Here is a 25,991-nt window from a genome sequence, read left to right as displayed (position 1 = left end):
TCGCCATTCCGGGGCGTCGCAAAGCGACGAGCCCGGAATCCATAACCACGATCCGGCGTATGGATTCCGGTCCTGTGCTACGCGCATCCCGGAATGACGAATCCGGAAATTGCCGAGGGGATTTCGAGAAAGGACTTCTTCATGAACAAGATCGATCTCAACGGCCGCTGCGCCGTCGTCACCGGCGGCGCGCAAGGGTTCGGGCGCGCCATCACCGAACGCTTCGTCGCCTCCGGCGCCAGGGTCGCGATCTGGGATCATGATCTGCCGTTCGCCGAAAAGACCGCCAGGGCGATCGGCGCCGGCGCCACCGCCTTTGAGGTCGACGTATCTGACCTTGCCGCGGTCGAGAAGACGACGGCCGCCACGCTGAAAGCGCTCGGCAAGATCGACATCCTCGTCAACAACGCCGGGATCGCCGGCGTCAACAAGACGGTGTGGGAAACCGACCTCGATGAATGGCGCAAGGTGTTGCGCGTCAATCTCGATGGCCCCTTCATCTGTTGCAAGGCGGTGGTGCCGTCGATGGTCAGGCAGAAATACGGCCGTATCGTCAACATCGCCTCGATCGCCGGCAAGGAAGGCAACCCCAACGCGGCGCACTACTCGGCGTCGAAGGCCGGCCTGATCGCGCTGACCAAGTCGCTCGGCAAGGAACTCGCCGGCTACGACATCGCCGTTAACGCGGTGACGCCGGCCGCCGCCAAAACCGCGATCTTCGACCAGATGACGCAGCAGCATATCGATTTCATGCTTTCGAAGATCCCGAAAGGACGCTTCGTGCTGGTGGAAGAACTCGCGGCGATGGTGGCGTGGCTGGCTTCGGAGGATTGCGCGTTCTCCACCGGCGCGGTGTTCGATATTTCCGGCGGGCGCGCGACTTACTAGAACGCAGCGGGGACATCATGATCAGGGAAGGCGGATGCCTGTGCGGCGCGGTCAGGTTCAAGGCCGAGGGCGAGCCGATCAACGTCCGCATCTGCCATTGCCGCAATTGCCAGAAGGCGATGGGGTCGCCGTTCTTTGCCCGCGCGCTGTTCACGCAAAGCGCGCTGACGGTTGAAGGAGAAACCGCCCGCTATCCGTCTTCGGGAGCGCTGGACCGGGTGTTCTGCAAAACCTGCGGCACCCGCCTGTTCGCCTGGCGGAGGGATGGAACACGGGCCGGCGTAGCCCTTGCGGGATTCGATGACCGCCACGCGTTTGCACCGACCGACCACATCTGGGTCACGGAGAAAATGAATTGGGTGAAGCTCGACGACGGTCTGCCGCAATATCCACAGGCGCCGCCGTAGCCTATCGGCTCAACCGGTCAGGATGATCAAGTGAACACCACCGCCTATACCGTCTCCGTCTGGGTATTGCCGCTCGTCATCGCCATCACCTTTCACGAGGCTGCCCACGGTTTTGTCGCGCATCATTTCGGCGACAACACCGCCTGGGACCAGGGCCGCGTCAGCTTCAACCCGCTCAGGCATATCGACCCCTTCGGCACCCTGGTGCTACCCGCCATTTTGTTATTTTCCCATTCGCCGTTCCTGTTCGGCTATGCCAAGCCGGTGCCGGTGAATTTCCGTGCCTTGCACAACCCGCGGATCGACATGGTCTGGGTCGCGCTGGCCGGTCCGGCCACCAATATCGTGCTCGCACTGCTTGCCGCATTGGCGTTTCATGTCGTGGACTATGTGCCTGTGAACACGGCGCAATGGATCGCCGACAACCTTAAAAACGCGCTCGTCATCAATGTCGTCCTGGCGGTTTTCAACATGCTTCCGATTCCGCCGCTGGATGGCGGGCGGGTCGCGGTCGGCCTGTTGCCCAATGTGCTGGCGGTTCCGCTATCCAAACTGGAGCCGTTCGGCATGCTGATCCTGATCGGGTTTCTGATCATCCTGCCCATGGCCGGCGCCCAGTTCGGTCTAAATCTTGATGTTATTTCGGCGATACTGCGGGCATCGACCGACTATGTGATCCGGCTGATTCTGCTGTTGAGCGGTAACTTGTAACCGGGCCCGACGAAGACTGAAAAAGCTGAGGCCATCTTGATCAAAGCCAAAGACATGCTGATCGCGCGACGCGCCGACACCAAGGCGCGCGCCGATTTCGCCACCTGGAAAATGATGGCCAAGCTGAATGGCGCCTCGGCGCTGCCCGCCGAGGCCCAGACGTTCCTGGCGAGCTACAAGGCGCTGCTCCGTGAGATGACGGAGTTCGAGGCCACCGAAGCCACCATCGATCTCGTCTACAAAAGCTACTACACGAAAATGGGCGGGGTTGGCGCGGCACCCGATATTCCCGCGCATGCAAGCGCACAGGTGACGGGCAACGTCACCGCCTTCAAACGTCCGCCGGCCCAACGGCCCAGGGCCGTCGGCGGTTCGGAAGCAAAACCCCGGCTACCCGTTGCGCTGATCTTTGCCTGTCTCGTTGTTGTCTATGTCGGGTTCCGATATTTCATGCACTGACCGGGACTTGGCGGTAACGTTTCAACCTGCCCCATAACCGGGTCAGCGGCACCTTGTCCGGCGCGCGATCACCGGGCATTTTCAGTTCAGCTCCGGCCCTTGACGCGGAATACCACCGGCAAGGTGTAGGTCAGCCCTTCATCGGCGATCAGCGGCGGTGGTTGCGGCACCGGATCGGAACGGCGAAGCATGGCCAGCGCGGCTTCGTCATAAGCCGGGTCGCCGGAACTTTCAGCGATGCTGCTCGAGACGACGTGACCGAGCCGATCGAACGTCACGCTGACGAGCACCCTGGTGTTCTTGAATTTATCCAGCGGCGGGTTGCGCTTGTGCTTCTCGAAGTGGGCGCTCAATTCGGCAAACCACGAGGCGCGCTGACGCTGCAGGCTTTTTCCGGTTCCTTGCGCGGGGGCCTGGGACTTGCCCTCGGGCGCCTCCTCGACGGTTGGCATCGCGGTGGCTTCCTGCGCCGCCGATTCCATCGAGGCACTCGTCTGCACCGTCGCGACCTTCGGGTCGTCCTCCTTGGGCTTTTGCGAATCGTTGAGCGTCACCTGACGATCCGGATCGTCGGTTTCGGCCGGCGTGTCCTTTGGCAGTTCGGTCTGTTTGACCTCGGCCTTCTGCTCGGCAAGCGCCGGCGAAGCCAGCGATGCGTCGGTGTCAGGACCGGCCGGCAGGTCGCTCTCCTCGACACGGGGCGACATGAATTCCAGCCCGATCTCGATCCCGGGGCTGCCCAGTTCTTCGGTATCGGCGCCTTGCATGTGCGCAACCGCCAGCGCGCCGCCGCCGACGTGCAGCGCCAACGCTGCGACCGCGGCGAAAATCCACAGCCGCCGCGACGGTTTTTGCTCGATGTCGGGATCAGGCATCTTGACTGGCGCTGCTCAGGGTTTCGGACTAGGGTTTCGGACTCAAGGGTTGATCGGCTGTCGCGGGCGGCGATGTGCTTGCGGGAACGCCCTCAAGCGCCACCAGCTTGACCTTGAGGTATCCCCCGGCCCGCAGGATTTCCAGAACGTCGAAAAAATCCCCGTAAGGGACGCCGCGATCGATCCGCATGAATATCGGCCGATCCTTGTTGGCGTCGGCCATCGCATCGAGCGACCGCACGAGGTCGACCCGCTTGACCGGAGTTTCGCCGAGCGCAACCGCAAGGTCGGACTTGATGGTGACATAGGTCGGCTTGTCCGGCTTCTTCAGCGGGGTCGCGGTCGACGACGGCAATTCGATCGGCAGATCGACGGTCGACAATGGTGCTGCCACCATGAAGATAATCAGAAGAACCAGGATGACGTCGATGAACGGCGTAACGTTGATCTCGTGCGTTTCCGCGAAATCGCCGTCGTCGTCGAGATCGGCATCTGCGATCGAAGCGCCCATCGCCTACTCCGCCGCGCGCGAATGCGTGCCACCGCTGACATGAGTGCGATCGAGATCGCGCGATAGCAATCGCCCGGCGGAGCCCGAGGAACGGCTGACCAGTTCGAGATAGCCTTTGGTCAGGCGGGTGAAATGATTGTAGATGATGACGGCCGGGATCGCCGCGACCAGGCCGAAGGCGGTGGCCAGCAGCGCTTCGGCGATGCCCGGTGCCACCACCGCAAGATTCGTCGTCTGCGATTTCGAGATGCCGATAAAACTGTTCATGATGCCCCACACCGTGCCGAACAGCCCGACGAACGGCGACGTCGCGCCGATGGTGGCGAGCAGACCCATGCCGAGCCGGATCCTGCGGGCTTCGGCGCGCACGATCTCGGCAAAGCTGGAAGCCGCCCGCTCCTTGATGCCGCTGTCGCTGGAAATTCCCGCCGACATCCGCGCCTCGCGCATCGCGGCCGCCAGCAACGACGACAGCACGCTGTCCTGCGAACCCAATGCGAATTGCGCCTCCGCCAGCGAGCGCGCGTCGCTGATCCTGGCAAGTGCAGCGCGAAGCTTGCGCTGGACCAGCGACAGCTCGATCATTTTCGCGATGAAGACGGTCCATGTCACCAGCGAGGCGAACGCAAGTCCGATCATCACGGCCTTGACCAGGATATCGGCCGACAGGAACATCGACCACGGCGACAGTTCGCGTAATGTCACGGGGGTCGATTTGGGCGACTTGCCGCTATCGGCGGGAGTGGCGCTGACGTCCATCGCCGGCGCGGGCGCGGACTGAACGGCCGGCGCCGGAGCTGGCGTCGCTTGCGCCGGAACAACCGGCACCGGCGCCACCGGAGCAATCGACGGCTGCGATGACATTGGAGCTTGCAGCGGCGCGGGCGCCGTTTTCTGTTGCGCGAGCGCGGGCAAGGCCGACGCCAGCACCGCCAGCGCGACAATCAAGGAACCAGTCGCTCGAAAAGTTAACGTGTTCATACTTCGGCCCAGCAGCGAATGAGATTGTGACAGATACCGCTCAATTTGACCGTTTCAGGGTCATCCCGCCCAAGACGCGCCACCAGGCTCTGAATCGCGGTATCGAGATCGAAGATCAGGCCGCGGGCGTGGGCATCCCGTATCATGCTCTGCAGCCAGAAAAAAGGCGCTACCCGTAACCCTCGCGTGACCGTCAAATGCGAACTAGACGCAGGATAAACTGCGGGCCACCTCCCCACTCCTCTAGAACGTCGCCCGTGCGGACAGGCGGAAAGTGCGCGACTGGCCCGGCGAGATGTTGTTGTTGCCGTCGGCCGACGCCCAATAGCCGGTGTTGAAGATATTCTCGACATTGAACTGGGCCTTCCAGTTCTCGTTGATCTTCAGATAAAGCGCGGTGTCAAAGCGAACGAAGCCCGGCAGCCGCACGGTGTCGTCCGACGAAGCATAGGAGTCGCCGAATACAATCACGCCGAGGCCCGCGCCCCACATCGGATTGAACTGATATTTGTTCCACCACGCGAACTGGTTGTAGGGCACGAGCTGGACCCGATTGCCGGGGACGACCGTCGTCGATGTCGCGCTGGTGATCCGGGCGTCGGTATAGGCATAGCCGAGCGACGACTGCCACTCGTCGGTGACGTAGCCGGTCAGACTGGCTTCAAATCCCCTGGTCAAGGTGCTGCCGGACGGCAAGAAGAACCCCGGATTGTTGCCGTCCGCGATCGGCTGGTTGGTGCGATTCAAGTTGTAGATCGCGGTCGAAAGCAGCAGCTTCGGATTGATGTTCCACTTCACGCCGACTTCGGTGTTCTCGAATTTCTGCGGTTCGAGAATCAAGGTGCCGGGATTGAGCGAACTGAACTGGTCACCCGATGCCGGCAGATAGGAGACGCTGTACATGCCGTAGATCGACAGATTGCTCACCGGCTTGACGATCACGGCGGCCTGCGGCGAGATCTTCTGATCGACGCGAGCGCGCAAGATGTCCGTGTTCTGGTCGGTCGCCGACATGTCGAACCGATCGAACCGCGCGCCGCCGATCAGTTGCAGCCAGCGCGTGATTTCAACGGTATCGCGCGCATAGGCCGACTCCACGTAAAGCCGGTATTTGCTGTTCGAGTCGGCCGCGGTGACACCTGGCGAAAAAGCGCCGGGATATTGATGGACGAAGGTGAGCGGTCCGAAATAGGTCGGATCGAACGGGTTGGCGGTTATCGTATTGGTGCCGTTGGGAAAGATTCCGGTGTTGCGCAGATCGATCCCGGTCTGCTGGCCGAATTCGGTGCCGAAGGCGACGGTATGAAGCGCCGGGCCGGTGTTGGTCTTGTAGACGAAATCGGTCTGGTTGAAGGCGTTATCGCGGTTGGTCCAGTGCTGGTAAGCCGCGAGATTGAGCGAGGTATCGGCAGGATTGACCGCGCCCAACAAGGGTCCGTTGCCGGGATAGACGTTCTGGTAGAATTTCCTGTAATCGGCATAGATCGAGCCGTTCTTGACCGCCAATCCGTTTTCGAAGTCGTGCTCGACGATGGCCATCGTGGTCTGCACGTCGGCGCGCGCAACGTTGTAGGTCGGACTGCCGAAGAATACCGAGAGGTCGCCATTCGGCGCGAACGGCGCGGCCGGATTGAAACGGGTCGAAGACGGCGGCGTCGCGCTCGTTGCCTGCGAAGGATTGCCGCGATCGGAGGTGCGCTCGTCGTGGAAATATTCGTAGCTCAGCTTGATCTTGGTGTTGTCGTCCGGCTTGAGCGTGACCGTCGGATTGATTCCGTAGCGCTCGATCTGGCCGAAATCGCGGAAGGTGTCGGTCCCCTCATAGAAGGCGTTGAGGCGCACCGCCACGTTATCGTTGACCGCCTGCCCGGCGTCGAGCGTGAAGCGCCGGTCGCCCCAGGAGCCGGTCTGCGCCGACGCTTCATACACCGTGGTGCCGTCAGCCTCCTTGAGCGTTCGATTGAGCAGGCCGCCGCCGGCGCCACGGCCGAAGGTGAGCGCGCTTGGCCCCTTCAGGATCTCGATACTCTGGGCATTGTAGAAATCGCGGAAGTACTGGACATCGTCGCGGAATCCATTGACGAAGAAATTCGCGCTGGAATCGACGCCGCGGATCACGAGTTCGTCGCGGTTGCCCTCGCCCTGGTGAACCGAGACGCCCGGAACGTAGCGGGTGACATCGGTGAGGTTCTGGTAGGCCTGATCCTTGATGAAATCCTTGGTGATGACGCTGAGCGACTGCGGAATGTCGACCAGCGGCGTATTGGTCTTGGTCGCAACCGAGGTGCTGTTGGTGTAGACGCCGACCGTGCCGGTGCGGGCGTCCTGCGATACCGCGAAGGCCTTTGGCGCCGTCGCCGGTTCGGTCCGCCGCGCCGCTTGCGAGTGACGCTTGGCGGCGGCGCTGGCATGCTGCCGGCCGGGAGAAGCATAGGCGCGACGCTTCGTTTCGGGCGCAGCGATCACGACCGGCGGCAGTTGCGATTCCGTTTGCGGTACGGCTGCCGTCTGGGCCTGCGCCGCCGTCCCGCCGGCCATTGCGCCCAGTGCGGCGTAACTCACCGAAAACAGCAATCCCCACGGATTGACCGCCGCGATTGAACGCAGCGGTCCCGCCGCTTTCGCCCCACGCATAACACCCGCCCTTCGAACCGAATTCCAGTTCGCTCGCGCAATTATTTTTGCGCCAAGCGACAGGGCGTTGGTATCGAGCGAAAAAATTGGGGTCAATGCGATTACGGCGGCGGGATGTTTGAATCCATCCAGATCAAATCGATTCTAAATCGCGGTTTGAAATCGTTCCAAGATCATATTCGAAGCGTTCTAAATTGAATTGGAGAAATGCCGCTAAATCGGGCCTTTCCGCGCTTAAAACCCGGTCATCGATCGACCCGTTGCGATCCGGCTGCGACAGCATTCAATTCAAAAAAGCGCGGCGTGTAATCGCAACTGCGCGGCAGCGTGTGCGCAGCGGAGTCCGCTATTTGGCCGCGACGTCGCCGGGAGGCACGGCAAAACCCTTGATCCGGTCCTTGATGTCCCTGAGCGTCTCAAGGGTGGTTTCAATTGCCTTGGCGGGAATGTCCTGCAGGACGTCGGTTGCGATGGAGTCGCGCAGGCCATCCATGTCGTCGACCAGCCGGCGGCCGCTGTCGGTGAGGAACAGCCGGTTGGCGCGCCGGTCGCGAGGATCGTGCCGCCGCTCGAGCAGACCGTGCTCGACCAGACGATCGAGCAGCCGCACCAGCGAGATCGGTTGCAGCTCCAGCACTTCGGCCAAGTCGACCTGCGATAGTCCCTCATGCTCGCGCAACCGGAACAGCACGATCCACTGCGCGCGCGTCGAGCCGCGGCCCTTGGCGCGGTGGTCGATGTAATTGCGCAGCAGGCGCGAGCTTTCGACGAGTTGCGCAACCAACTGGCGTTTCAGATCGAGAGACATTGAGCGGGGTCCCGAGGCTGATCAAAAGCTGGCTAGATCCTGATCAGACGTTGATTAGAAAACGGCCGTAAAGCTTTCCGATTGTTTAGAATTCTCAAGCTATAGTGTGTTTACACATTAAGTGCACGCATACTATATATTCAAGCCTAGGAACTGTTTTAGAGATGCCGTACTTAGGTTTTCAGCCAAAGAGCCGATATGACCAGATCAAGAGCGATCCGCTGGGTTTTACTGATCGTAGCCGTTGCTGCGCTGGGGTTTTTCGGCTGGCAGCGGTACCAGAATGAACGTCAGGCGACGGCAGCCAGCAACGCGCAGAAGGCGGTGCGCAACGCCGTTCGCGTCACCATCGCTCCGGTCCAGAAAGCCGACTTTCCGGTCTATCTGACCGGCTTGGGAACGGTTCAAGGTTTCAATACCGTCTTGGTGCGCACCCGCGTCGATGGTCAGATCGACAAGATCGCCTTTAAGGAAGGCCAGGCGGTCAACCAGGGCGACCTGCTCGCCGAGATCGATCCGCGGCCTTACCAGGCCACGCTCGACCAGGCCAAGGCCAAGAAGGATCAGGACGAGGCCAATCTGGCAAACGCCAATCTGGATCTGCAGCGCTACACCAAGCTCGGCGAATTCGCGACCCGGCAGCAGACCGACACCCAGCGTTCCACCGTCCAGCAACTGACCGCGCAGATCGCGGCCGACGTCGCCGCCATCGCCAACGCCCAGACCCAACTCGATTACACCGCCGTCAAATCGCCCATTCCCGGCATCGCCGGCCTGCGTCAGGTCGATGTCGGCAACATCGTCAATGCCTCGACCCAGACCGGGATCGTGACGATCGCCCAGATCGAACCGATCGCCGTGATTTTCACCGCGCCGGAAGAGCAGCTGCCATACATCAACGAGGCCCAGGCGATTGCGCCGCTCAAGGTCATCGCCATCACCACCGACGGCAAGAAGCCGCTGGCGGAAGGAACGCTGGCAGTCGTCAACAATCAGGTCGACACCACCAGCGGCACCGTCCGCCTCAAGGCGGTGTTCGACAACAAGAACCACGCCTTGTGGCCGGGCCAGTCGGTCTCGACGCGGCTTCTGGTGAAGACGCTGAAGGATGCCACGGTGGTTCCGGACGACGCGATCCAGCACGGCAACGACGGCCTTTACGCCTATGCCGTCAATCAGGACAACAAGGCCGAGCTGCACAAGGTCAAGGTCAGCCAATCGATCGACGGACGCTCGGTGATCGATGACGGTCTGTCACCTGGACAGCAGGTGATTACGGCGGGCCAGTACAAGGTTTCGCCCGGCACCCTCGTCACCACCGCGGTTGCGAGTTCGGATCCGGCGCAACCGAAGGTCAAGCAGGAATGAGCGACGGCATTTCCGCGCCATTTATTCGCTATCCCATCGGCACTTCGCTGTTGATGGCCGGCATTCTGTTCGTCGGCCTCGTCGCCTATCCATTGCTGCCGGTCGCGGCGCTGCCGCAGGTCGACTTTCCGACCATCCAGATCACCGCGACCTTGCCGGGCGCCAGCCCCGAAACCATGGCCTCCTCGGTGGCGCAACCGCTGGAGCGGCAGTTCGCACAGATTCCCGGCATCGCCCAGATGACCTCGACGAGCTATCTCGGGACCGCCGCGGTCACGATCCAGTTCGACCTCAACCGCAGCATCGACGGCGCCGCCAACGACGTGCAGGGCGGCATCAACGCCGCCAGCGGCCAGCTGCCGAAGAATCTTCCCTCACCGCCGACCTACCGCAAGGTCAACCCGGCGGATTCGCCGATCCTGCTGTTGTCGGCGTCTTCCGATTCCCTGCCGCTCACTACGGTCAGCGACGCAGTCGACGCCCAGCTCGCGCAGCAGATCAGCCAGATTTCCGGCGTCGCTCAGGTCATCATCGGCGGTCAGCAAAAGCCGGCGATCCGCGTCCAGGTCGATCCGGCGAAACTGGTCGCCAAGGGCCTGTCGCTGGAGGACGTCCGCAGCCAGATCGCGATCACGACGGTCGACAGCCCGAAGGGCAATATCGACGGCGATACCCGCGCCTATACGATCTACGCCAACGACCAGATGCTGGACTCCAAGGATTGGAACGACGTCATCGTCGCCTACCGCAACGGCGGCCCCTTGCGGATCCGCGACATCGGCCGGGCCGTTACCGGACCGGAAGACGCCAAGCAGGCCGCCTGGGCCAACGGCAAGCGCGGCGTGTTCCTGGTGGTGTTCAAGCAACCGGGCGCCAACGTCATCGAGACCGTCGACAAGATCAAGTCGACGCTGCCGAGACTGGTGGCTGCGATACCGCCGGCGATCAAGGTCGAAGTCATCAGCGATCGCACCCAGACCATTCGCGCCGCCGTCGAGGACGTTCAGTTCACGTTGCTGATCACCATTGCACTTGTCGTCATGGTGATCTTTGTGTTCCTGCGCAGCTTCTGGGCGACGGTCATTCCAACCGTCACCGTGCCGCTGGCGTTGCTCGGCGCCTGCGCACTGATGTGGATATTCGGTTACACGCTCGACAACCTGTCATTGATGGCCTTGACCATCGCCGTCGGCTTCGTTGTCGACGACGCCATCGTGATGCTGGAAAACATCACGCGTTACATCGAGGAAGGCGAGAAGCCGCTGGCGGCGGCGTTCAAGGGCGCCAGCGAAATCGGGTTCACGATCGTGTCGATCAGCATTTCGCTGGTCGCGGTGCTGATTCCGCTGCTGCTGATGGGCGGCATCATCGGACGCCTGTTCCGCGAATTCGCGGTGGTCCTGGCGATGACGATCTTCGTGTCAATGGTGGTGTCCCTGACGCTGACCCCGATGATGGCGTCCCGCTTCCTGCGCGCGCACGGCGAAGCCCAGCACGGCCGGTTCTATCAATGGAGCGAGCGCGCGTTCGACGCCATGCTTCGTGCCTATGAACGCGGGCTCGATCTTGCGATGCGCTGGCGGCTGACGACGCTGGTAATTTTCTTCGCGACGCTGGGATTGTCGGTCTACCTGTTCGTCATCATTCCCAAGGGTTTCTTCCCGCAGCAGGACAACGGCCTGATCACCGCCACCTCCGAAGCCTCGCAGGACATCTCCTTCGAAGCGATGAAGCAGCGGCAAGAGGCGCTTAGCGCTATCGTGATGGCCGACCCCGACGTCGCCACCGTGGCGATGGCGATCGGCGGCAGCGGCAGGGCCGGCAATAACGGCAACCTGTTCATCACGCTGAAACCGCGCAATGAACGCCATGCCAGCGCCCAGCAGATCATCTCCCGGCTGCGTCCGAAGCTGGAAAAGGTCGAGGGCGCCCGGCTGTACATGCAGGCCGCTCAAGACGTGCGGCTCGGCGGCCGGCCGACCCGGACGCAGTTCGAGTTCACGCTGCAGGACGCCAACCTCGGCGAGTTGAACGAGTGGGCGCCCAAGATCCTGGGCAAGATGCAGACGCTGTCCGAACTGCGCGACGTCGCGACCGACCAGCAGAGCCAGGGCACGACGCTGCAGTTGAAGATCAACCGCGACACCGCATCGCGCTACGGGATTTACCCGCAACTGATCGACGACACGCTTTACGACGCCTTCGGCCAGCGCCAGGTCACGCAGTATTTCACCCAACTCAACAGCTACCACGTGATCCTGGAGATCCTCCCCGAACTGCAGGGCAACCTCGACACCCTCAACAAGCTCTATGTCAAATCGCCGACCACGGGCGATGAAGTGCCGCTGGCGACATTCGCGACCTGGACCAGCGTGCCGGTCCGTTCGCTTTCGATCAGCCACCAGGGCCAGTTCCCGGCGATCACGATCAGCTTCAACCTCGCGCAGGGTGTAGCGCTGGGGCAAGCGACCGACGCGGTGCAGCGCGCGATGGCCGACATGGGCGCACCCGCCACGCTCAATTCGAGCTTCCAGGGCACCGCGCAGGCGTTCCAGCAGTCGCTCGGCACCGTGCCGCTGCTGATCATGGCCGCCCTCGTCGTGGTGTACCTGATCCTCGGCATTCTCTACGAGAGCTACATCCACCCGCTGACGATTTTGTCCACGCTGCCCTCGGCCGGCGTCGGCGCGCTCGCGATCCTGATGGCGTTCGGATACGACTTCAGCCTGATCGCCCTGATCGGCATCATTCTATTGATCGGCATCGTCAAGAAGAACGGCATCATGATGGTCGACTTCGCGATCTCGGCCGAGCGCGACGAGCATTTGTCGCCGGAACAATCGATTCGCAAGGCCGCCATCCTGCGGTTTCGCCCCATCATGATGACGACGATGGCGGCGATGCTCGGCGGCGTGCCGCTGATGCTGGGCACCGGCACCGGCTCGGAAATCCGCCAGCCGCTCGGCTACGCGATGGTCGGCGGCTTGATCGTGAGCCAGGCGCTGACGCTGTTCACGACCCCGGTGATCTATCTCTACCTCGACAGGCTCTCGAATGCCTTTGCCGGCTGGGGACGATCGGGCAACGACGATCAGGACCTTCAGACCAGCGAACATGGTGCGGTCAAGCAAGCCGCCGAGTGACGCCCTCTATTGTCTGGCCATTTCGGCACCGCCGATGCCATTGCCGTCGAGCTTCTGGTCGTCGTGCATGACGACCGTCACCCGCAGTAACCGCCCGGTGAACTCGAACGGCGCGTCATAATGCGACACCGGGCTGCCGCGGTCGCGCCCGATGTCGAGGCCCGACCACGAGATCAGGTTGTGGAATCCAAGCTGTGTCTGCAGCGAACCCGCGGGCTCGCCGTCGATCAATAGCGTGTAGGCGCTGACCCCCGTGCGTGAACCCTTGGCCGGCGGAGTCTGGCGCACCAGGCGTTCGACATGCACCCCGAGCCGATGCGCGCCGGCCGGGACCTTACGGTCGGAGCTGACGATCTCGTGGCCGCCGCCGATATTGAGGTCGTGAACCAGGTGACCGTCCTTGACGTAGAGGCTGTAGCCCGACGTCGCATCGCCATGGGCGATCAGGACACCTTCGGCATTTGCATCGCCGATCTCGACGTGAGCCTCGATGGTGTAACTGCGGCTGCGCACGTCGGGCGCGACATCGGTCGGCACGTGCCCCATGCCGGCGTGGAACACGAAACGGTGGCGGAAACCCTGAAAGCGGGCGGCGTTTTCCGCAAACCGCTGCGCGAAGCGATCGTCGAGCGGCAGCACATTGTGCTGTTCCGCTTCGCTCCACCACATCTTGACCATCTGCGCCAGCCGGTCCGGCTCTCTTGCGGCGAGATCGTCGACCTCGGAGAAATCCTGCTCCAGATGAAACAGCTCCCATTTGTCGTTCTCGAACGGCGTGCCGGGCGGATGATAGGAGACCGCCTTCCAACCGCGATGCCACAGGCCGCGATGCCCGAACATCTCGAAATATTGCGGCGACGGCTTCGACGGCGCCGATGCGTCCGCGATCGAGCGGGCGAAGCTTTCGCCCTCGATCGGCATTTGCGCGACCCCTGCGATCTGCTGCGGCGCGCCGATGCCGACCAGGTCGAGCAATGTCGGCGTCAGATCGCAGGCGTGAACGAACTGATGACGCAGCTCGCCCTTCGAGGCGATACGCTTCGGCCATGAGATGACGAAGGGATCGCGGATGCCGCCGCCGTGGGTGTTCTGCTTGTAGCGGCGCAGCGGCGTGTTGGAAGCCATCGCCCAGCCGCGCGGAAAATTGGTGTGGGTGTCCGGGCCGCCGATGTCGTCGAGCCGCCGCAGCTTTTCCGAAACAGGTTCCGGCCTGAAATTGTACGGGCCCATCGCGTTGACGAAGCCAAGCGGCCCACCTTCCTGGCTGGCGCCGTTATCCGACAGCACCAGGATCAGGGTATTGTCGCGAATGCCGGCCTTCTCCAGGAATGCGATCAACCGCGCCAGATGGCGGTCGGCATGATCGAGCATTCCGGCAAAGGCCGATTGCAGCCGGGTGAACACGCGCTTTTCGTCGGCGGAGTGCTCGCCCCAGGCCTTCACGCCGTCATTGCGCGCCGGCATTCTGGTTTCAGGAGGCACGATCCCCAACGCCTTCTGGCGCGCCAGGCGCAGCTCGCGCTCGACGTCCCAGCCGTTGGCAAAGATCGCGTCATAGCCCCTGATGATATCGGCGGGGGCCTGATGCGGCGCGTGGCAGGCGCCCAGCGCAACCCAGGTCAGCCAGGGCAAATCGGGCCGGTCGGCGGTGTGATCGGCGATAAAACGGATCGCCTGGTCGATCAGGTCCGATGTCAGGTGGTAGCCGTCGGTATAGGTCCCGGGCGGATCGATGTGGGTGTTATCGGACACCAGTTCCGGCGCGTACTGGTCGGTCTCGGCATCGAGGAAGCCGTAGAAGCGGTCGAAGCCGCGGCCGAGCGGCCAGCCGTCGAACGGTCCGGTGGCGCCGCTTTCGGTCAGCGGGGTGACGTGCCACTTGCCGATCATGTAGTTGCGATAGGCATGCGCCTTGAGCATTTCCGCGAGCGTTCCGGCTTCGCGGGCGATCTTGCCGCGATATCCCGGATAGCCGCTGTCGAAATTGGCGAGACAGCCGACGCCGACCGAATGGTGATTGCGTCCGGTCAGAAGTGCGGCGCGCGTGGTCGAGCACATTGCGGTGGTGTGGAAGCCCGAATAGCGCAGGCCTTCGGCGGCGAGCCTGTCGATGGTCGGCGTCCTGATCGGCGAGCCGTAGCAGCCGAAATCGGAAAAGCCGACATCGTCGAACAACACCACGAGAATGTTGGGCGCGTCCGCCGGCGGCTGCGGTGTCGGCGGCCACCATGGCTTCGAGCCGGCGACGGTGTTGCCGATCGTGCCGCCAAAGGGCTTGTCCGCGCTCATGCACTCACTCCTTGCAAAATTCTGACGTCAGCCGGTGCCAAGATAGACCTTCTGCACTTGCGGATCATCGGCCAGTGCGGCGGCGGTGCCCGACAGCACGCTCTTGCCGACTTGAAGGACGGTTGCGAAATCCGAAACCTCGAGCGCCAGTTCAATCGACTGCTCGGCGAGCAGGATCGTCAGCCCTTCCCGATGCAGCCGGCCGAAGGTCTCATACATCGACTCGACCACCGCGGGCGCGAGCCCCAGCGACGGCTCGTCCAGCATCAACAGCTTGGGGTCGCTCATCAAGGCGCGGCCGACCGCCAGCATCTGGCGCTCGCCGCCGGACATGGTGCCGGCACGCTGGCTGCGCCGCTCGGCCAGCTTGGGAAAGATTTCATAGACGCGCTCGAGCAAAGCCGCGACGCGCGCCCGGTTACGCAAAGGCGTCGCGCCCAATAGCAGGTTGTTCTCGACGCTTTGCTGCACGAACAATCGCCAGCCTTCCGGCGACAGCGCAAGGCCTTTGCGCACGATTGAAAACGCGGTCTTGCCGCCGATCTCCTCGCCGCCGAACACGATCGATCCGGCATGCACGGGGATCAGGCCGGCGATGGCGTTGAGCGTGGTGGTCTTGCCGCCGCCATTGGAGCCGAGCAGCGCAACCACGCTGCCTTCAGGCACCTCGAGCGAAACATCCGATACGCCGATCAGGTCGCCGTAGCGGACTTCCAGATGCTCTATCGTGAGCAGCGGCGCGGTCATGTCGCGGGCCTGCCCATCAGTTCGACCGGGGTGTGGCCCGCGGCCGCCTTGGCGGCCCGCTTGCCGAGATAGGCTTCGATCACCGCCGGGTTGCCGGTGACTTCGCGGGGACTGCCGCGCGCGATCTCGCGGCCCTGGTGAAACACCACCACGCGGGTCGCCAGCGACATGATCACTTCCATGATGTGCTCGACGATGACAAGCGTGATGCCGGAGCGATGGATGTCACGCACCAGATCGATGGCCAGTTGCACCTCGCGCTGGGTGAGACCGGCCATCGCCTCGTCGAGCAGCAGCACCTTCGGCTCGGTGGCGAGCGCACGCGCGATCTCGAGCCGCTTGCGGCCCGGCGTTCCCAGCGACTTTGCGGGCGCGCTTGCCAGGGTACTGAGGCCGACGCGCTCCAGCACGGCGCGCGCGCGTGCCTCGGCCTCGGCACGATGGGAGGTGCGAAGAAACGCGCCGATCATCACGTTTTCCAGCACCGACATGCCCTCGAAGGTCTGCGGCACCTGGAAGGTGCGGGCAAGCCCAAGGCTCGCACGGGCCTCCGGCGTCAAATGGGTGATGTCGTGGCCTTCGAACAGCACGTTACCGGATGTCGACAGGAGATCGCCGGTCAGGCAGTTGAACAGAGTGGATTTGCCGGCGCCGTTCGGCCCGATTAGGCCGAGGATATCGCCCTGCTCCAGCGTGACCGAGGCGGCATCGACGGCGCGGAAGCTGCCAAAGGCCTTGGTGACATTGCGGGCTTCAAGGAGCATGCGACGCTCCCGTCGCGACCGGTATTTCCGGCGCCTTGCCGCGCCGCGACCACAGCCGCATGATCGGCGTCAGAATGCCGCCCGGCTGAAACCGCGCGATCAGCACGATGATGGCCCCGTAGAGCACGAACGTCAGGCCGGCGCCCTTGCCGCCGAGCACGTTGTTGGAGATTTCCTCCAGCGGCACCAGGATCGCCGCGCCCACCAATGGTCCGAACAGCAGGCCGGCGCCGCCGAGGGCTGCCATGATCAGCATCTTCACGGAGATCAGGATGCCCAGTCCCGATTCCGGATCGACGAAACCGAACATCATCGCATAGAGCGCGCCGGCGACGCTGGTCAGCCCGGCGCTCAGCATGAAGGCGTAGAGCTTGGTGCGGCTGGCGGGGGCGCCGAGCGAACGCGCGGCCCGTTCGGAATCCCTGATGGCGCGGAGGTAAAAACCCATCCGGCTATTGGTCATCCACCAGGTGATGCCGAGCGTGGTCACCAAAATCGCCAGGAACAAATAGTAGTATGGCAGCGCCGAAATGAACGAGAGATCGAACAGGTTTCGCGGCACCGTCGGGCCGCTGAGACCGACACCGGCCCCGAGATAATCGGTGTTGGTCACGATCAGCCTGACCAGTTCGGCGACCGCAATGGTGGCCATGCTGAAATAATGACCCGACAGCCGCAGCGTCGGGACGCCGACGACGGCGGCAATCGCGACGCTCACGACGATGCCGATGGGAATCCCGACCAGCGGCGACAGCGCGAAATGCGAGTAAGCTCCCATCGCGGCATAGGCGCCGCACCCGAAGAACACGACATGCCCGACCGACACCTGTCCGGCGTAACCGCCGACGATGTTCCAGGCCGAGGCGGCAATCGCATAGAGCAGCACCAGCGCGCCGAGCCGCTGCTGGAACGGTGTCGAAAACAGCAGCGGATAGGCAATCACCAGCGCCAGCGCTACCGACGGCCACAGCCAACGCCGCATCACATCTTCCCCATCACGACTTGTTCCCCATCAGGATTTGCCCATCAAGCCCTGCGGCCGGAACCAGAGGAAAGAGAGGAACAGCGAATACACCACGATGTCCTTGTAGACGGCGCCGATCCAGTACGCCGACAAGGATTCGATCACCCCGATCAGCAGTCCCGCTACCAGCGCGCCGGGCACGCTGCCGAAGCCGCCGAGCGACACCGTGACAAAGGCGACGATACCGAGGGTCTCGCCGACCGTCGGCACGATGTAGAAGAACGTCGCAATCAATGCGCCCGCGATGCCGGTGACGCCTGCCGCGATCGCCCAGGCGATCGCCTGCATGGTGTCGGGGCGAATGCCCATCAACTGCGCCGCGGTTGAATCCTCGGCGACCGCCAGCATTTTCGATCCCAGCGAGGTCCGCGTCAGCAGGATATGAAGCCCGCCGGTCACCAGTAGTGCTACGACGCCGGCCAGCAGGCGCGAGGCCTGGATGCGAATGCCGAAGATGTCGAAGGTGCCGCCGACGATGTTTTCCGGCAGCGACAGGAAGTTGGCGCCGAACCACCAGAACGCCGCATAGCGCAACAATAGCGCAAGGCCGAAGGTGCCGAGGATCTGGGCCAGCATCGGTCCCTTCATGATGCTGCGGATCAGTCCGAAATAGACGACGATGCCGAGTGTCGCCAGTAGAAGGGCCGCGACCGGCACGCCGAGCATTGGTCCCGCGCCGAACAGCGTCCAGATCACGAAGGCGACGTACATCCCGAGCATGACGAAATCGCCATGCGCGAAGTTGACGATGTTCATCATGCCCCAGATCAGCGTCAGGCCGGACGAGAACAGCGCATAGACCGCGCCAAGCAACAGTCCGCCGACGATCACCTGAACGAGGATGGTGGACATGCCGCGCTCACGTCTTGCGGGTTAAGTCGGAAAAGCGCCAAGCAGGAACCGATGTGGGCGGGACCGGTGCCCGCCCTTGGTCAGCCGTCGAATATATCGTCACCAGCCCTTGTAAGGCATCACGGGCGGCTTCTCGGCGCTGCCCTTCGGCCAGACCGCGACGTAGTTCTCGCCGTCCTGCAACTGGATGATGACACCGGCCGCCAACACGTTCTGGCCCTTGTCGTCGAACTTGACGCCCTTGTAACCGATCATCAACTGATCCGGCTTGAGGTCGGTGGCCTTGAGCGCGGCCTGGATCTTGGCCGGATCGGTCGAGCCGGCGCGGTTGATCGCCTCGCACAGCACGAAGAAGCCCTGCATCTGGCGCGCGGCGGTGTCGTCCATCTCGTCGCCGCTGTTCTTCTTGTACATCTCGGCGATCAGCGCTGTCGGCGAGCCCTTGGGCCCGACGCTCCAGGACGAACGGTTGAAGACGCCTTGCGAAATCTTGCCGACCGCCTTGATGAAAGACGGATCGGAATATCCGGAATCATCCGCAATGATCATCGGCGGCTTGTAGTCGAGCGCCTGCATCGTCTTGGAATAAAGGATCGCATCCGAGGTGTAGGTGACCATGATCACGACGTCGGGCTTCTTCTCCTTGAGCTGCAGGACCTGGCTCTGCACGTCGGTGGCGTTGGCCGCATAGGCGACATCGAGCGGGGTAGCCAGCCCGCTATCCTTGAACACGCTGGTGACCACGCTCGCGACCGAGGTGCCGTATTCGGTGTTGTCATGAACCAGCGCGACGGTGTCGATTTTTGCGCCGCCTGCTTTCATGTCTTTGAGGAAGTCGACATAGATCTTGGCGAAGTCCGAGGCCACCGGCGTGACGCGGAAGAACCACTTGAACCCGCGTTCGGTGAGATTGGCGGCTACCGACTCGCCGTTGACAAAGGGAATTCCGTATTTCTCCGCGATTGCGCTCGCGGTAAGCGTGATGCCGGACTGATAGGCGCCGGTCAGCGCCACCACCTTCTCTTCGGTGATCAGGCGCAGCGTCTGGTTCTGGCCGGTGGCGGGGCTGCCCTGGTTGTCGGCGTACACCACTTCGACCTTGGCGCCGCCGAGGCCGGCCAACCCGGCGTCCTTCGCCAGCGGGAAATTGCCCAACTCGGGATGCGCGTTGTTGATGATCTCGACGGCGGTCTCGATCGCGGCCTTGGCATGGTTGCCGGCGCTGGCGGCGTTGCCGCTCAGCGGAAACACCGCGCCGATCTTGATGGTCTGCTGCGCCGAAGCATGGCCGGCCAGCCCAACGGAAATCGCGGCGGCGCCGAGCAGCCCGATGATATGCTTGAATTTCATGTGAAAGCTCTCCGAAAGGTCCACCCGATGCCAGGCTCTGGGGCCGGGATGCGCCGGGCGTTAGCCCGCAAGCTCACCCTTTATTTTGGCCCTGTCAGCATTGCATGCCCGATTGGCAGGGGCAAGTTGCGGGCCCGCGCGCACGCCATCGCGGCACCATCAATTGGTCGATGGTGCGGCCTCGATGTTTGCCTTCCGGACCGGCCAACCGTCTTCGAGCCCGACATGGACGGTGTTGCTGGCGCCGCGCTCGCCGCAGGCGTCGTCAAAGGTCACGACAGGCGACAGGCGCCACCGCGTTTGCGAAGACGCCGGCCAGCACGGCGTCGAACGCATCGCGAATGCGCGAGCATCACGGCCGCTTCACGCGCATGTTAGGCAACCAAAGCAACCCAGCCGCGTTGATATGCCGTAACTCCATCAAAAGGTTTGGCCATGCAAAGATCAGCCATCATCTTCGCGACCGTCGGGGCGTTGGCCCTGACGGCAATTGTTTCGACAGGCACCGCCGAGGCCAGACGTGGTTTTCGGCCGGGCTTTCCGGGCGCACTGATTGCGGGAGCTGCCATCGCTGGCGTCGCCTCGTCCGCCTATGCATGGGCGCCCGGAGATCCCAGGCCCGTGTACGGTTATGATGGCTATGTGGGCGGACCGGGTTATTACGCCGGCCCCGTGCCTTATGGCTATTCGTACGGTGGCTACGACGAGTCCAGGCACGGCGGACAGCCTTCCTATAGCCGACCCTATTAGCGCTCGACGCCTGGGGAATGGAACGAACGGCAATTATGCCGGTTTCCCGGGCATCATCCGGGATCGGTATCGCATGATGAAAGCGCTGACCTCGGTTCGCGCTTTCCATTATCACCGCTTCCGTGCGGCATGGCCGGCAACTCCCGCCGTATCGCCTCAGTCCGAAAATCGCCCGCGCCGGCCGCCGCCGGCTCTTGTCCGTCAGCGAAATTCTTGGAACATTCACCGGCCAGGATGCAAACACCGGATCGGAAGCTGGCGAGAATGCGGGCCGTTCAACCCATTGCGATGTCTGCGGCGGTAGCGCTCGCGACCTCTGTGATCGCGACAGCTCTGCGATGCCAAGCCGCCGAAGCCGCCGGTGACGGCCTGCGCCGCTTTGATGTTGCGCAGACCTCATTGGGCGGCCCCGCCGACGTGCCGGCGATCCAGCCGGCCCGGCCGGCGCCACCGCCAGCCCCGCCGCCCCGGCCAGCCCCGCCGGAGCCAGGGCAGGACTTGGCAGATAATTATGCCGAAGAACTCACCGATTTTGGCGTGCCGTCGCAGAACGAACTCAAGGTCAATGTCGGCAGCATGACCCCGCTCACGATTCCGGGCGGGCGGCGCGTCACAACCAGCCAGGTGTTCAAGCTTCTCGATACCGATGCAGTTCTCATCGATGTCTTGCGGGACAACTCGGGCGGCCACCCCACACTTCCCGGTGCCATTTATGTGCCGGGCGCAGGCGACTCGGGAAGTTTCCGGGATCGTATTCAGCGCAGGCTTGCTTCGGTGCTGACCCAGTTGACGTCCAACAACGCCGACCGGCCTTTGGTGTTTTATTGCGAAGGCGCACGATGCTGGGAGAGTTACAACGCAGCACTCCGCGCCATGCATTTGGGATACCGCAACGTGATGTGGTACCGCGGCGGCCTGCGCTCCTGGACCGAGGCCAATCTCAAGATGCAGCCGGCAGCCGCCGTTCGAGAATTGGGTAATTAGCCATCGGACCGGTGACAATCAGGACTGGACCGCGAACGCCTACCCGGTCTATATGGCCGGGTCAGACGGCCGATTTGCAAACTGCAAAACTCCTCAAAAAGTTCTGCAAAATCAGCTGCCTCGGTGGGGAATGGTGTAACGGTAGCACAACAGACTCTGACTCTGTTTGTCTAGGTTCGAATCCTAGTTCCCCAGCCAGCATTTCTGCGTTTCAGGGAATTTCCCTCTTTGGTTCAGAAAGCACCGCATCCCCGTCGCGATGTCGGGCCAGTGGCGCACGTACCAGCTCTGCACTAGGATTCCAAACCGCCACTCGGTCCAAAATATCGGGCACCAAAACAACCTGCCTGATACTTTCATATCCGGCAAACGCGGCAAAGCGCGATGGATCAAACGTGTAGAATCGGGGTTGTCATACCGAGCTACAGGGTGTGCAACCACATTTTGGGCGTGATCGATCGGATCGGGCCGGATGTTTGCCGAATCTACGTCGTGGACGACTGTTGCCCGGAAGGCTCGGGGAGGTTTGTCGAAGACAATTGCAAGGACAACCGCGTTGTCATTCTTCGCAATGCGGAAAATCTAGGCGTCGGTGGCGCGGTTATGAGGGGCTACGAGGCGGCGCTCGACGACGGAATAGATGTTATCGTCAAGCTGGATGGCGACGGTCAGATGGACCCGAACTTGATCCCGGCCTTCGTGGCCCCGATCGCGGTCGGCGAGGCCGATTATACCAAAGGCAATCGCTTCTTCGATCTGGAGAAGACCCGCGGAATGCCAAAGATCCGCCTGCTCGGCAACGCGGCACTATCGTTCATGACCAAGTTGTCGTCCGGCTACTGGGATATCTTCGATCCGACAAATGGATACACGGCGATACATCGCGATCTAGCGCGTCATCTTCCATTTCGAAAAATCAGCCAGCGCTACTTTTTCGAAATGGACATGCTGTTTCGCCTGAACACGCTACGCGCCGTCGTTCTTGATATCCCAATGGACGCAAAATACGGGGATGAAGTAAGCAATCTCGAAATTAACAATATCATTGCTGCGTTCTTTTTGAATCATGTGCGAAATTTTTGCAAGAGACTGTTTTATAACTACTACCTGAGGGATATGTCCCTTGCATCGATCGAACTGCCTCTTGGCATAATCTTGATCCTGTGTGGATCGATATTTGGTGGCTATCACTGGATACTCTCAATACGTACCGGGATCGTCTCTTCGGCCGGAACAGTGATGCTCTCGGCATTCCTTCTCATCATCGGCCTGCAATTCGTATTGGCGTTCCTGGCGCACGATATCGCGTCGGTTCCAAGACGACCATTTCACCGGTTTGAGAAAAACAAACGAAACAGACTCGGTTAACCGGCGCGCATGCTGCGCCCCACGACACTGCAACTTCCGGATCTCGATCTTGAATCTGACAGACGAGGACAACCCGAGCGACGAGATTTCACGGATCGAGGCCCGGATCGAGGAACTGGCCGAGGTCTGCGAGCGATGCCGGAAGATTATCCTGGTTTCCAAGGCGGCAATCGCCGGCGGCGGCGCGTTGCTGCTGCTTGTGATGCTCGGCCTGTTCGGATCCAATCAGGTCGCCGCGATCGGATCGATTGCCGCGGTGCTGGGCGGAATCGTGTCGCTCGGCTCGAACGTCAGTACCTTGCGGCAGACGATGGACGCCATGAACGCCGCCGAGTCGCTCCGTTCGGATCTGATCGGCAGGATCGACCTTCGGGTGGTTGGTGACAGTACCAGCCGTCGAGACGGCGCGGATCAGAATTTCCGGCTGTCGTAGGCCCAGTGAAGGAGCGCCTGTCGTTGGCGTTTACGACAGGTCTGGTCGCCCGGTTCGCAGTGAAGTTCGATCTGCCTGATGTGTCTGCGCATTGCTTTCCACCGCCTGATCTGTCGAAGGTCTTCCTGCGGCATTCGGCGGCCCATATAGTACCGGCAGTACCATTGAAACCACCCGCGCGGATCGTCGGGATGTATCCATCCGTTCTTGCGCCATACAGACAACGGCTGGCTGGCATCGACGCCAAAGTAGTTGAGTGAGCGATCGGGCTTTTTTCCGGCAAGTTTGGCGTGTTCGAACCAGCTTTTCGGGAATTCCTTTCGGGTGTCGGTCATGTACTTGCCGCAGAATACACCCAGTCGAAGCATCTCCTTGGGAGTTAGCTGTGGATGGAACTCCGGATCGAAATTGCGACCGGCGTGTTCGGTAAGTTGATAGCGATATCCCCTTTGCATCTTGTCGTTCACTATGATCGTTCGCTGTCTCATTCGGCACCTTCGTTCGATCGGAGCGCGGGCGGGAGTTGCAGCCTGCTCCTCGCCGGCGGCGTGAGCCAGGCGAAGTCGTAAACCCGGCAGCGCCGCGATCGACCGTCCATAACGCGATTTTCAGGGGCAAATGCTCTGGCGGCAGCGGCTACTTCACGTTGACCTGCCAGCAATTGTCGAAGACGGCGTGCATCACCCGCTCTTCCTCAGGCGTCGGTGCGAACGGCTTGCCAAAGGCAGCGATGGCCTTCTCCATGGTCATCGTGTAGCTCAGCTTTTCCGCGAAGCAGTAACAGAACGCGTGAAGCTGTTCCGGCTTCCGCGACTTGTTGGCCTCCTGCTTCGATTGTCCGTCGAAGCAGCTCTCCTCCGCGCTCTTGATCAGCGCCGCCCGGGTCTCTTCCGTCAGCGCGGTGGCCCGTGCGGTACTGTTGTTCAGCAAAAATAGCGCGAAAACGAAGGTGGCAGCCGCGAACGACCGCGCCACCTTCTTGCGATGCCAGCAATCGCGCGACACCTGCACCCCCCGGTGGAGCGTCCTCAATCTCGCTCATGCCGTCGTCCAGTCGTTGAAGCAATCAGTATCGTGCAGTTTTGCCTTCGAGACAAGCTATGCCGTCTTGCGAAAACGAAATAGCGGACGATAAAATGAGGAAGCCACCCAGGAACTCCTGGGTGAATTGGGGAGCAGGGAAATGAGCAAGTTGACCGCAACCGCAGCTGCTTTCACTTTCGCTGTGGCGTTGGCCGCATCGCAGACGGCGGTCCAGGCGGCGTCCAGGGACGAAGCCAGTATCAGGGCGCTCGAAGATCGGTTTGTCGCCGCTGTCAATGCCAAGGATGTCAGCGCCATCATGAAGGTCTACGTGCCTGACGAAAGTCTCCTGGTGTTCGATGTGGTTCCGCCGCGTCAATATGTCGGTGCCAAGGCTTATACCAAGGACTGGACAGACCTGCTTGGTACGATCAACGGACCATTGAAGTTCGAAATTAGCGACGTGAGCGTCGCCGTTAGCGGAACAATGGGTTTCGGGCACAGCATTCAGCATCTCACGGGTACCGACACCAAAGGCCAGCCGATGGACCTTACCGTTCGCGTCACCGATGTTTATCGCAAGATCAAGGGCAATTGGTTGATCGTCCATGAGCACGTCTCGGTGCCCGTCGATTTCAACACCGGCAAACCAGACATGACGTCCAAGCCGTGAACCGGATATATCTGTTTCCGGCACACCGCTGACTTTGCCGTCGCCGTGATCGATGTCCACGTTTTGGGGGCGCGGACAGCGGACCACGGGCTCAGACAGCAGACATCGATACTAGCGCTGGAACGTGATGCTCGTCGGGCAAGGTATCGGCAGCAAATCGACCGTCCCTAGATTTGGCAGCAGGGCCATCTTGCATGCTTCGGGTGAATTCTGCGACGCGGGCTGCAGCCACATGGCGCAAGGGGTCTGACCGAGCACCGCATTGGCGCAAATCAAGCTATAGCTTGCCGGTGTGAAACCAACTGTAGCCCGCGGTTTGTTGAACGTAGACGGTTTGAACGCCTTGCGTGCCGAACGAGACGGTCCAGGCGCCGAAGTGCACCGGATGATTTGCACTGAGTACTCCGGAGCCGAACGTGAATGCGCTAACCCGCGCCGGATAGTTGGTGACGCCGTGCCAATCGTCAGCCCAGGCCGGGGACGAAGCCGGTATTGCCGAGGCGGCAAGCGCGGATATCACCAGAAATATTATTCTTTCCATCGCCTTTTCACCGCCCCTGCATTTTCGTAAGGCAAACCCTACCAGAACCGGGAAAGTTCGTCGCAGAAAATGAACTTCTAAATGCCGTACAACACCATGAAACGGCAATTGCTGCTGCAAAGAAACCCATCAAGGCCCGGAAAATAGGCCATCATCCCCTGCGGCCCCGACATGGGCAGACAGCTGCCGCAAGGTCTGAAATTGACCCTTAGCGGAAAGCCCATCATCGACCTATTGGTCGGCGTACCTAGCCTTGAAGAGGCAACGTAACGATGCATCGCGCCGATTCACTGAGCCACAATGTCCGCTTTCGGGTTGCCGGCTCAACCGGTCGACGCAACACAGGCGTTAAATCTCTCTGCTGGGGTTTCAAATTGCAAGGTCTCACGTGGTCGTTCGTTTAGCTGA

General features: G+C 61.8%; 25 protein-coding genes, 1 tRNA gene and 1 pseudogene. 12 read left to right on the top strand and 15 right to left on the bottom strand.

Going from position 1 to position 25,991, the window contains the following annotated elements:
- Positions 1–141 precede the first annotated feature (141 nt).
- Genes E7813_RS06920 through E7813_RS06905 form a run of 4 tightly spaced genes read left to right on the top strand, consistent with a single transcriptional unit; the run spans position 142 to position 2,465 of the window.
- A complete protein-coding gene (locus E7813_RS06920; RefSeq protein WP_291572178.1) occupies positions 142–888 on the top strand; it encodes an SDR family NAD(P)-dependent oxidoreductase in 747 nt (248 codons plus the stop codon).
- Between the two features lie 17 nt (positions 889–905).
- The gene (locus E7813_RS06915; RefSeq protein ID WP_291572176.1) at positions 906–1,295 is read left to right on the top strand and encodes a GFA family protein; all 390 of its coding nucleotides are present in this window, start codon (positions 906–908) and stop codon (positions 1,293–1,295) included.
- Positions 1,296–1,325: 30 nt separating this feature from the next.
- Entirely contained in the window at positions 1,326–2,006 is a 681-nt protein-coding gene (locus E7813_RS06910) for a site-2 protease family protein (RefSeq protein ID WP_291572175.1), read from the top strand.
- Positions 2,007–2,060: 54 nt separating this feature from the next.
- On the top strand, positions 2,061–2,465 hold the full coding sequence (locus E7813_RS06905) for a hypothetical protein (protein ID WP_291572205.1): 405 nt from the start codon (positions 2,061–2,063) through the stop codon (positions 2,463–2,465).
- Positions 2,466–2,551: 86 nt separating this feature from the next.
- Here E7813_RS06905 and E7813_RS06900 read toward each other — a convergent pair whose 3' ends face one another.
- From E7813_RS06900 to E7813_RS06875, 6 genes and pseudogenes are all read right to left on the bottom strand, one after another.
- Positions 2,552–3,340: an energy transducer TonB gene (locus E7813_RS06900; RefSeq protein WP_291572172.1), complete on the bottom strand. Its 789-nt coding sequence runs from the start codon at positions 3,338–3,340 to the stop codon at positions 2,552–2,554.
- A gap of 28 nt (positions 3,341–3,368) precedes the next feature.
- Complete coding sequence (gene exbD / locus E7813_RS06895) at positions 3,369–3,851, bottom strand: TonB system transport protein ExbD (protein ID WP_291572167.1); 483 nt, start codon at positions 3,849–3,851, stop codon at positions 3,369–3,371.
- A gap of 3 nt (positions 3,852–3,854) precedes the next feature.
- The gene (exbB, locus tag E7813_RS06890) at positions 3,855–4,832 is read right to left on the bottom strand and encodes a tonB-system energizer ExbB (protein WP_291572165.1); all 978 of its coding nucleotides are present in this window, start codon (positions 4,830–4,832) and stop codon (positions 3,855–3,857) included.
- Positions 4,829–5,053: pseudogene (locus tag E7813_RS06885) on the bottom strand (PKHD-type hydroxylase); the annotation flags it as partial. The gene exbB and the pseudogene E7813_RS06885, both read right to left, overlap by 4 nt.
- A 22-nt stretch (positions 5,054–5,075) precedes the next feature.
- A complete protein-coding gene (locus tag E7813_RS06880) occupies positions 5,076–7,466 on the bottom strand; it encodes a TonB-dependent siderophore receptor (RefSeq protein WP_363331156.1) in 2,391 nt (796 codons plus the stop codon).
- A gap of 346 nt (positions 7,467–7,812) precedes the next feature.
- A complete protein-coding gene (locus tag E7813_RS06875) occupies positions 7,813–8,274 on the bottom strand; it encodes a MarR family transcriptional regulator (protein ID WP_291572163.1) in 462 nt (153 codons plus the stop codon).
- Positions 8,275–8,472: 198 nt separating this feature from the next.
- Here E7813_RS06875 and E7813_RS06870 point away from each other — a divergent pair, with 198 nt between their 5' ends.
- Together E7813_RS06870 and E7813_RS06865 are read left to right on the top strand one after the other, a co-directional pair.
- Positions 8,473–9,642 carry an efflux RND transporter periplasmic adaptor subunit gene (locus E7813_RS06870; RefSeq protein ID WP_291572161.1) on the top strand — a complete coding sequence of 390 codons (1,170 nt, stop codon included), beginning with the start codon at positions 8,473–8,475 and terminating at the stop codon, positions 9,640–9,642.
- Positions 9,639–12,785, top strand: coding sequence for an efflux RND transporter permease subunit (locus E7813_RS06865; RefSeq protein WP_291572159.1), 3,147 nt, complete (start codon positions 9,639–9,641; stop codon positions 12,783–12,785). Before E7813_RS06870 ends, E7813_RS06865 begins: the two co-directional genes overlap by 4 nt.
- A 6-nt stretch (positions 12,786–12,791) precedes the next feature.
- Here the strand turns inward: E7813_RS06865 and E7813_RS06860 are convergent, their stop codons facing one another.
- The 6 genes from E7813_RS06860 to E7813_RS06835 all read right to left on the bottom strand — a co-directional run bounded on the left by E7813_RS06860 (position 12,792) and on the right by E7813_RS06835 (position 19,811).
- Entirely contained in the window at positions 12,792–15,074 is a 2,283-nt protein-coding gene (locus E7813_RS06860; protein ID WP_291572157.1) for an arylsulfatase, read from the bottom strand.
- A gap of 27 nt (positions 15,075–15,101) precedes the next feature.
- Positions 15,102–15,821, bottom strand: a complete 720-nt coding sequence (locus tag E7813_RS06855; protein WP_291572155.1) for an ABC transporter ATP-binding protein — start codon at positions 15,819–15,821, stop codon at positions 15,102–15,104.
- A complete protein-coding gene (locus E7813_RS06850) occupies positions 15,818–16,585 on the bottom strand; it encodes an ABC transporter ATP-binding protein (protein ID WP_291572154.1) in 768 nt (255 codons plus the stop codon). The genes E7813_RS06855 and E7813_RS06850 overlap by 4 nt, the downstream gene beginning before the upstream one ends.
- Positions 16,575–17,567 (bottom strand): branched-chain amino acid ABC transporter permease, encoded by a 993-nt coding sequence (locus tag E7813_RS06845; RefSeq protein WP_291572152.1) that lies wholly within the window; start codon positions 17,565–17,567, stop codon positions 16,575–16,577. Before E7813_RS06845 ends, E7813_RS06850 begins: the two co-directional genes overlap by 11 nt.
- A gap of 30 nt (positions 17,568–17,597) precedes the next feature.
- On the bottom strand, positions 17,598–18,461 hold the full coding sequence (locus tag E7813_RS06840; RefSeq protein WP_291572150.1) for a branched-chain amino acid ABC transporter permease: 864 nt from the start codon (positions 18,459–18,461) through the stop codon (positions 17,598–17,600).
- Between the two features lie 99 nt (positions 18,462–18,560).
- The gene (locus E7813_RS06835; protein WP_291572148.1) at positions 18,561–19,811 is read right to left on the bottom strand and encodes an ABC transporter substrate-binding protein; all 1,251 of its coding nucleotides are present in this window, start codon (positions 19,809–19,811) and stop codon (positions 18,561–18,563) included.
- A gap of 435 nt (positions 19,812–20,246) precedes the next feature.
- Between E7813_RS06835 and E7813_RS06830 the strand changes: the two genes are divergently transcribed.
- The 5 genes from E7813_RS06830 to E7813_RS06810 all read left to right on the top strand — a co-directional run bounded on the left by E7813_RS06830 (position 20,247) and on the right by E7813_RS06810 (position 23,346).
- Complete coding sequence (locus E7813_RS06830) at positions 20,247–20,561, top strand: hypothetical protein (RefSeq protein WP_291572146.1); 315 nt, start codon at positions 20,247–20,249, stop codon at positions 20,559–20,561.
- Between the two features lie 264 nt (positions 20,562–20,825).
- Positions 20,826–21,545: a rhodanese-like domain-containing protein gene (locus E7813_RS06825; RefSeq protein ID WP_291572144.1), complete on the top strand. Its 720-nt coding sequence runs from the start codon at positions 20,826–20,828 to the stop codon at positions 21,543–21,545.
- A gap of 124 nt (positions 21,546–21,669) precedes the next feature.
- Positions 21,670–21,743, top strand: a tRNA-Gln gene (locus E7813_RS06820).
- Between the two features lie 186 nt (positions 21,744–21,929).
- Positions 21,930–22,913: a glycosyltransferase family 2 protein gene (locus E7813_RS06815; RefSeq protein WP_291572142.1), complete on the top strand. Its 984-nt coding sequence runs from the start codon at positions 21,930–21,932 to the stop codon at positions 22,911–22,913.
- 55 nt (positions 22,914–22,968) lie between these two features.
- Positions 22,969–23,346 (top strand): hypothetical protein, encoded by a 378-nt coding sequence (locus tag E7813_RS06810; RefSeq protein ID WP_291572201.1) that lies wholly within the window; start codon positions 22,969–22,971, stop codon positions 23,344–23,346.
- On the opposite strand, the gene E7813_RS06805 is transcribed toward E7813_RS06810, so the two are convergent.
- Positions 23,325–23,834: a hypothetical protein gene (locus E7813_RS06805; protein WP_291572140.1), complete on the bottom strand. Its 510-nt coding sequence runs from the start codon at positions 23,832–23,834 to the stop codon at positions 23,325–23,327. The two genes, E7813_RS06810 and E7813_RS06805, sit on opposite strands and share 22 nt — an antisense overlap.
- A 148-nt stretch (positions 23,835–23,982) precedes the next feature.
- Complete coding sequence (locus E7813_RS06800; protein WP_291572139.1) at positions 23,983–24,378, bottom strand: hypothetical protein; 396 nt, start codon at positions 24,376–24,378, stop codon at positions 23,983–23,985.
- A 151-nt stretch (positions 24,379–24,529) separates the two neighbouring features.
- Here E7813_RS06800 and E7813_RS06795 point away from each other — a divergent pair, with 151 nt between their 5' ends.
- A complete protein-coding gene (locus E7813_RS06795) occupies positions 24,530–25,042 on the top strand; it encodes a nuclear transport factor 2 family protein (RefSeq protein WP_291572138.1) in 513 nt (170 codons plus the stop codon).
- 277 nt (positions 25,043–25,319) lie between these two features.
- Here E7813_RS06795 and E7813_RS06790 read toward each other — a convergent pair whose 3' ends face one another.
- Positions 25,320–25,583, bottom strand: coding sequence for a hypothetical protein (locus E7813_RS06790; protein WP_291572136.1), 264 nt, complete (start codon positions 25,581–25,583; stop codon positions 25,320–25,322).
- Positions 25,584–25,991: the final 408 nt, after the last annotated feature.

Origin of the sequence: Bradyrhizobium sp. (assembly GCF_004799405.1) — a bacterium.
Classification (GTDB): Bacteria; Pseudomonadota; Alphaproteobacteria; order Rhizobiales; family Xanthobacteraceae; genus Bradyrhizobium.
Note: the sequence above shows the minus strand (reverse complement) of the source record. Positions and strands in the feature narration are given on the sequence as shown.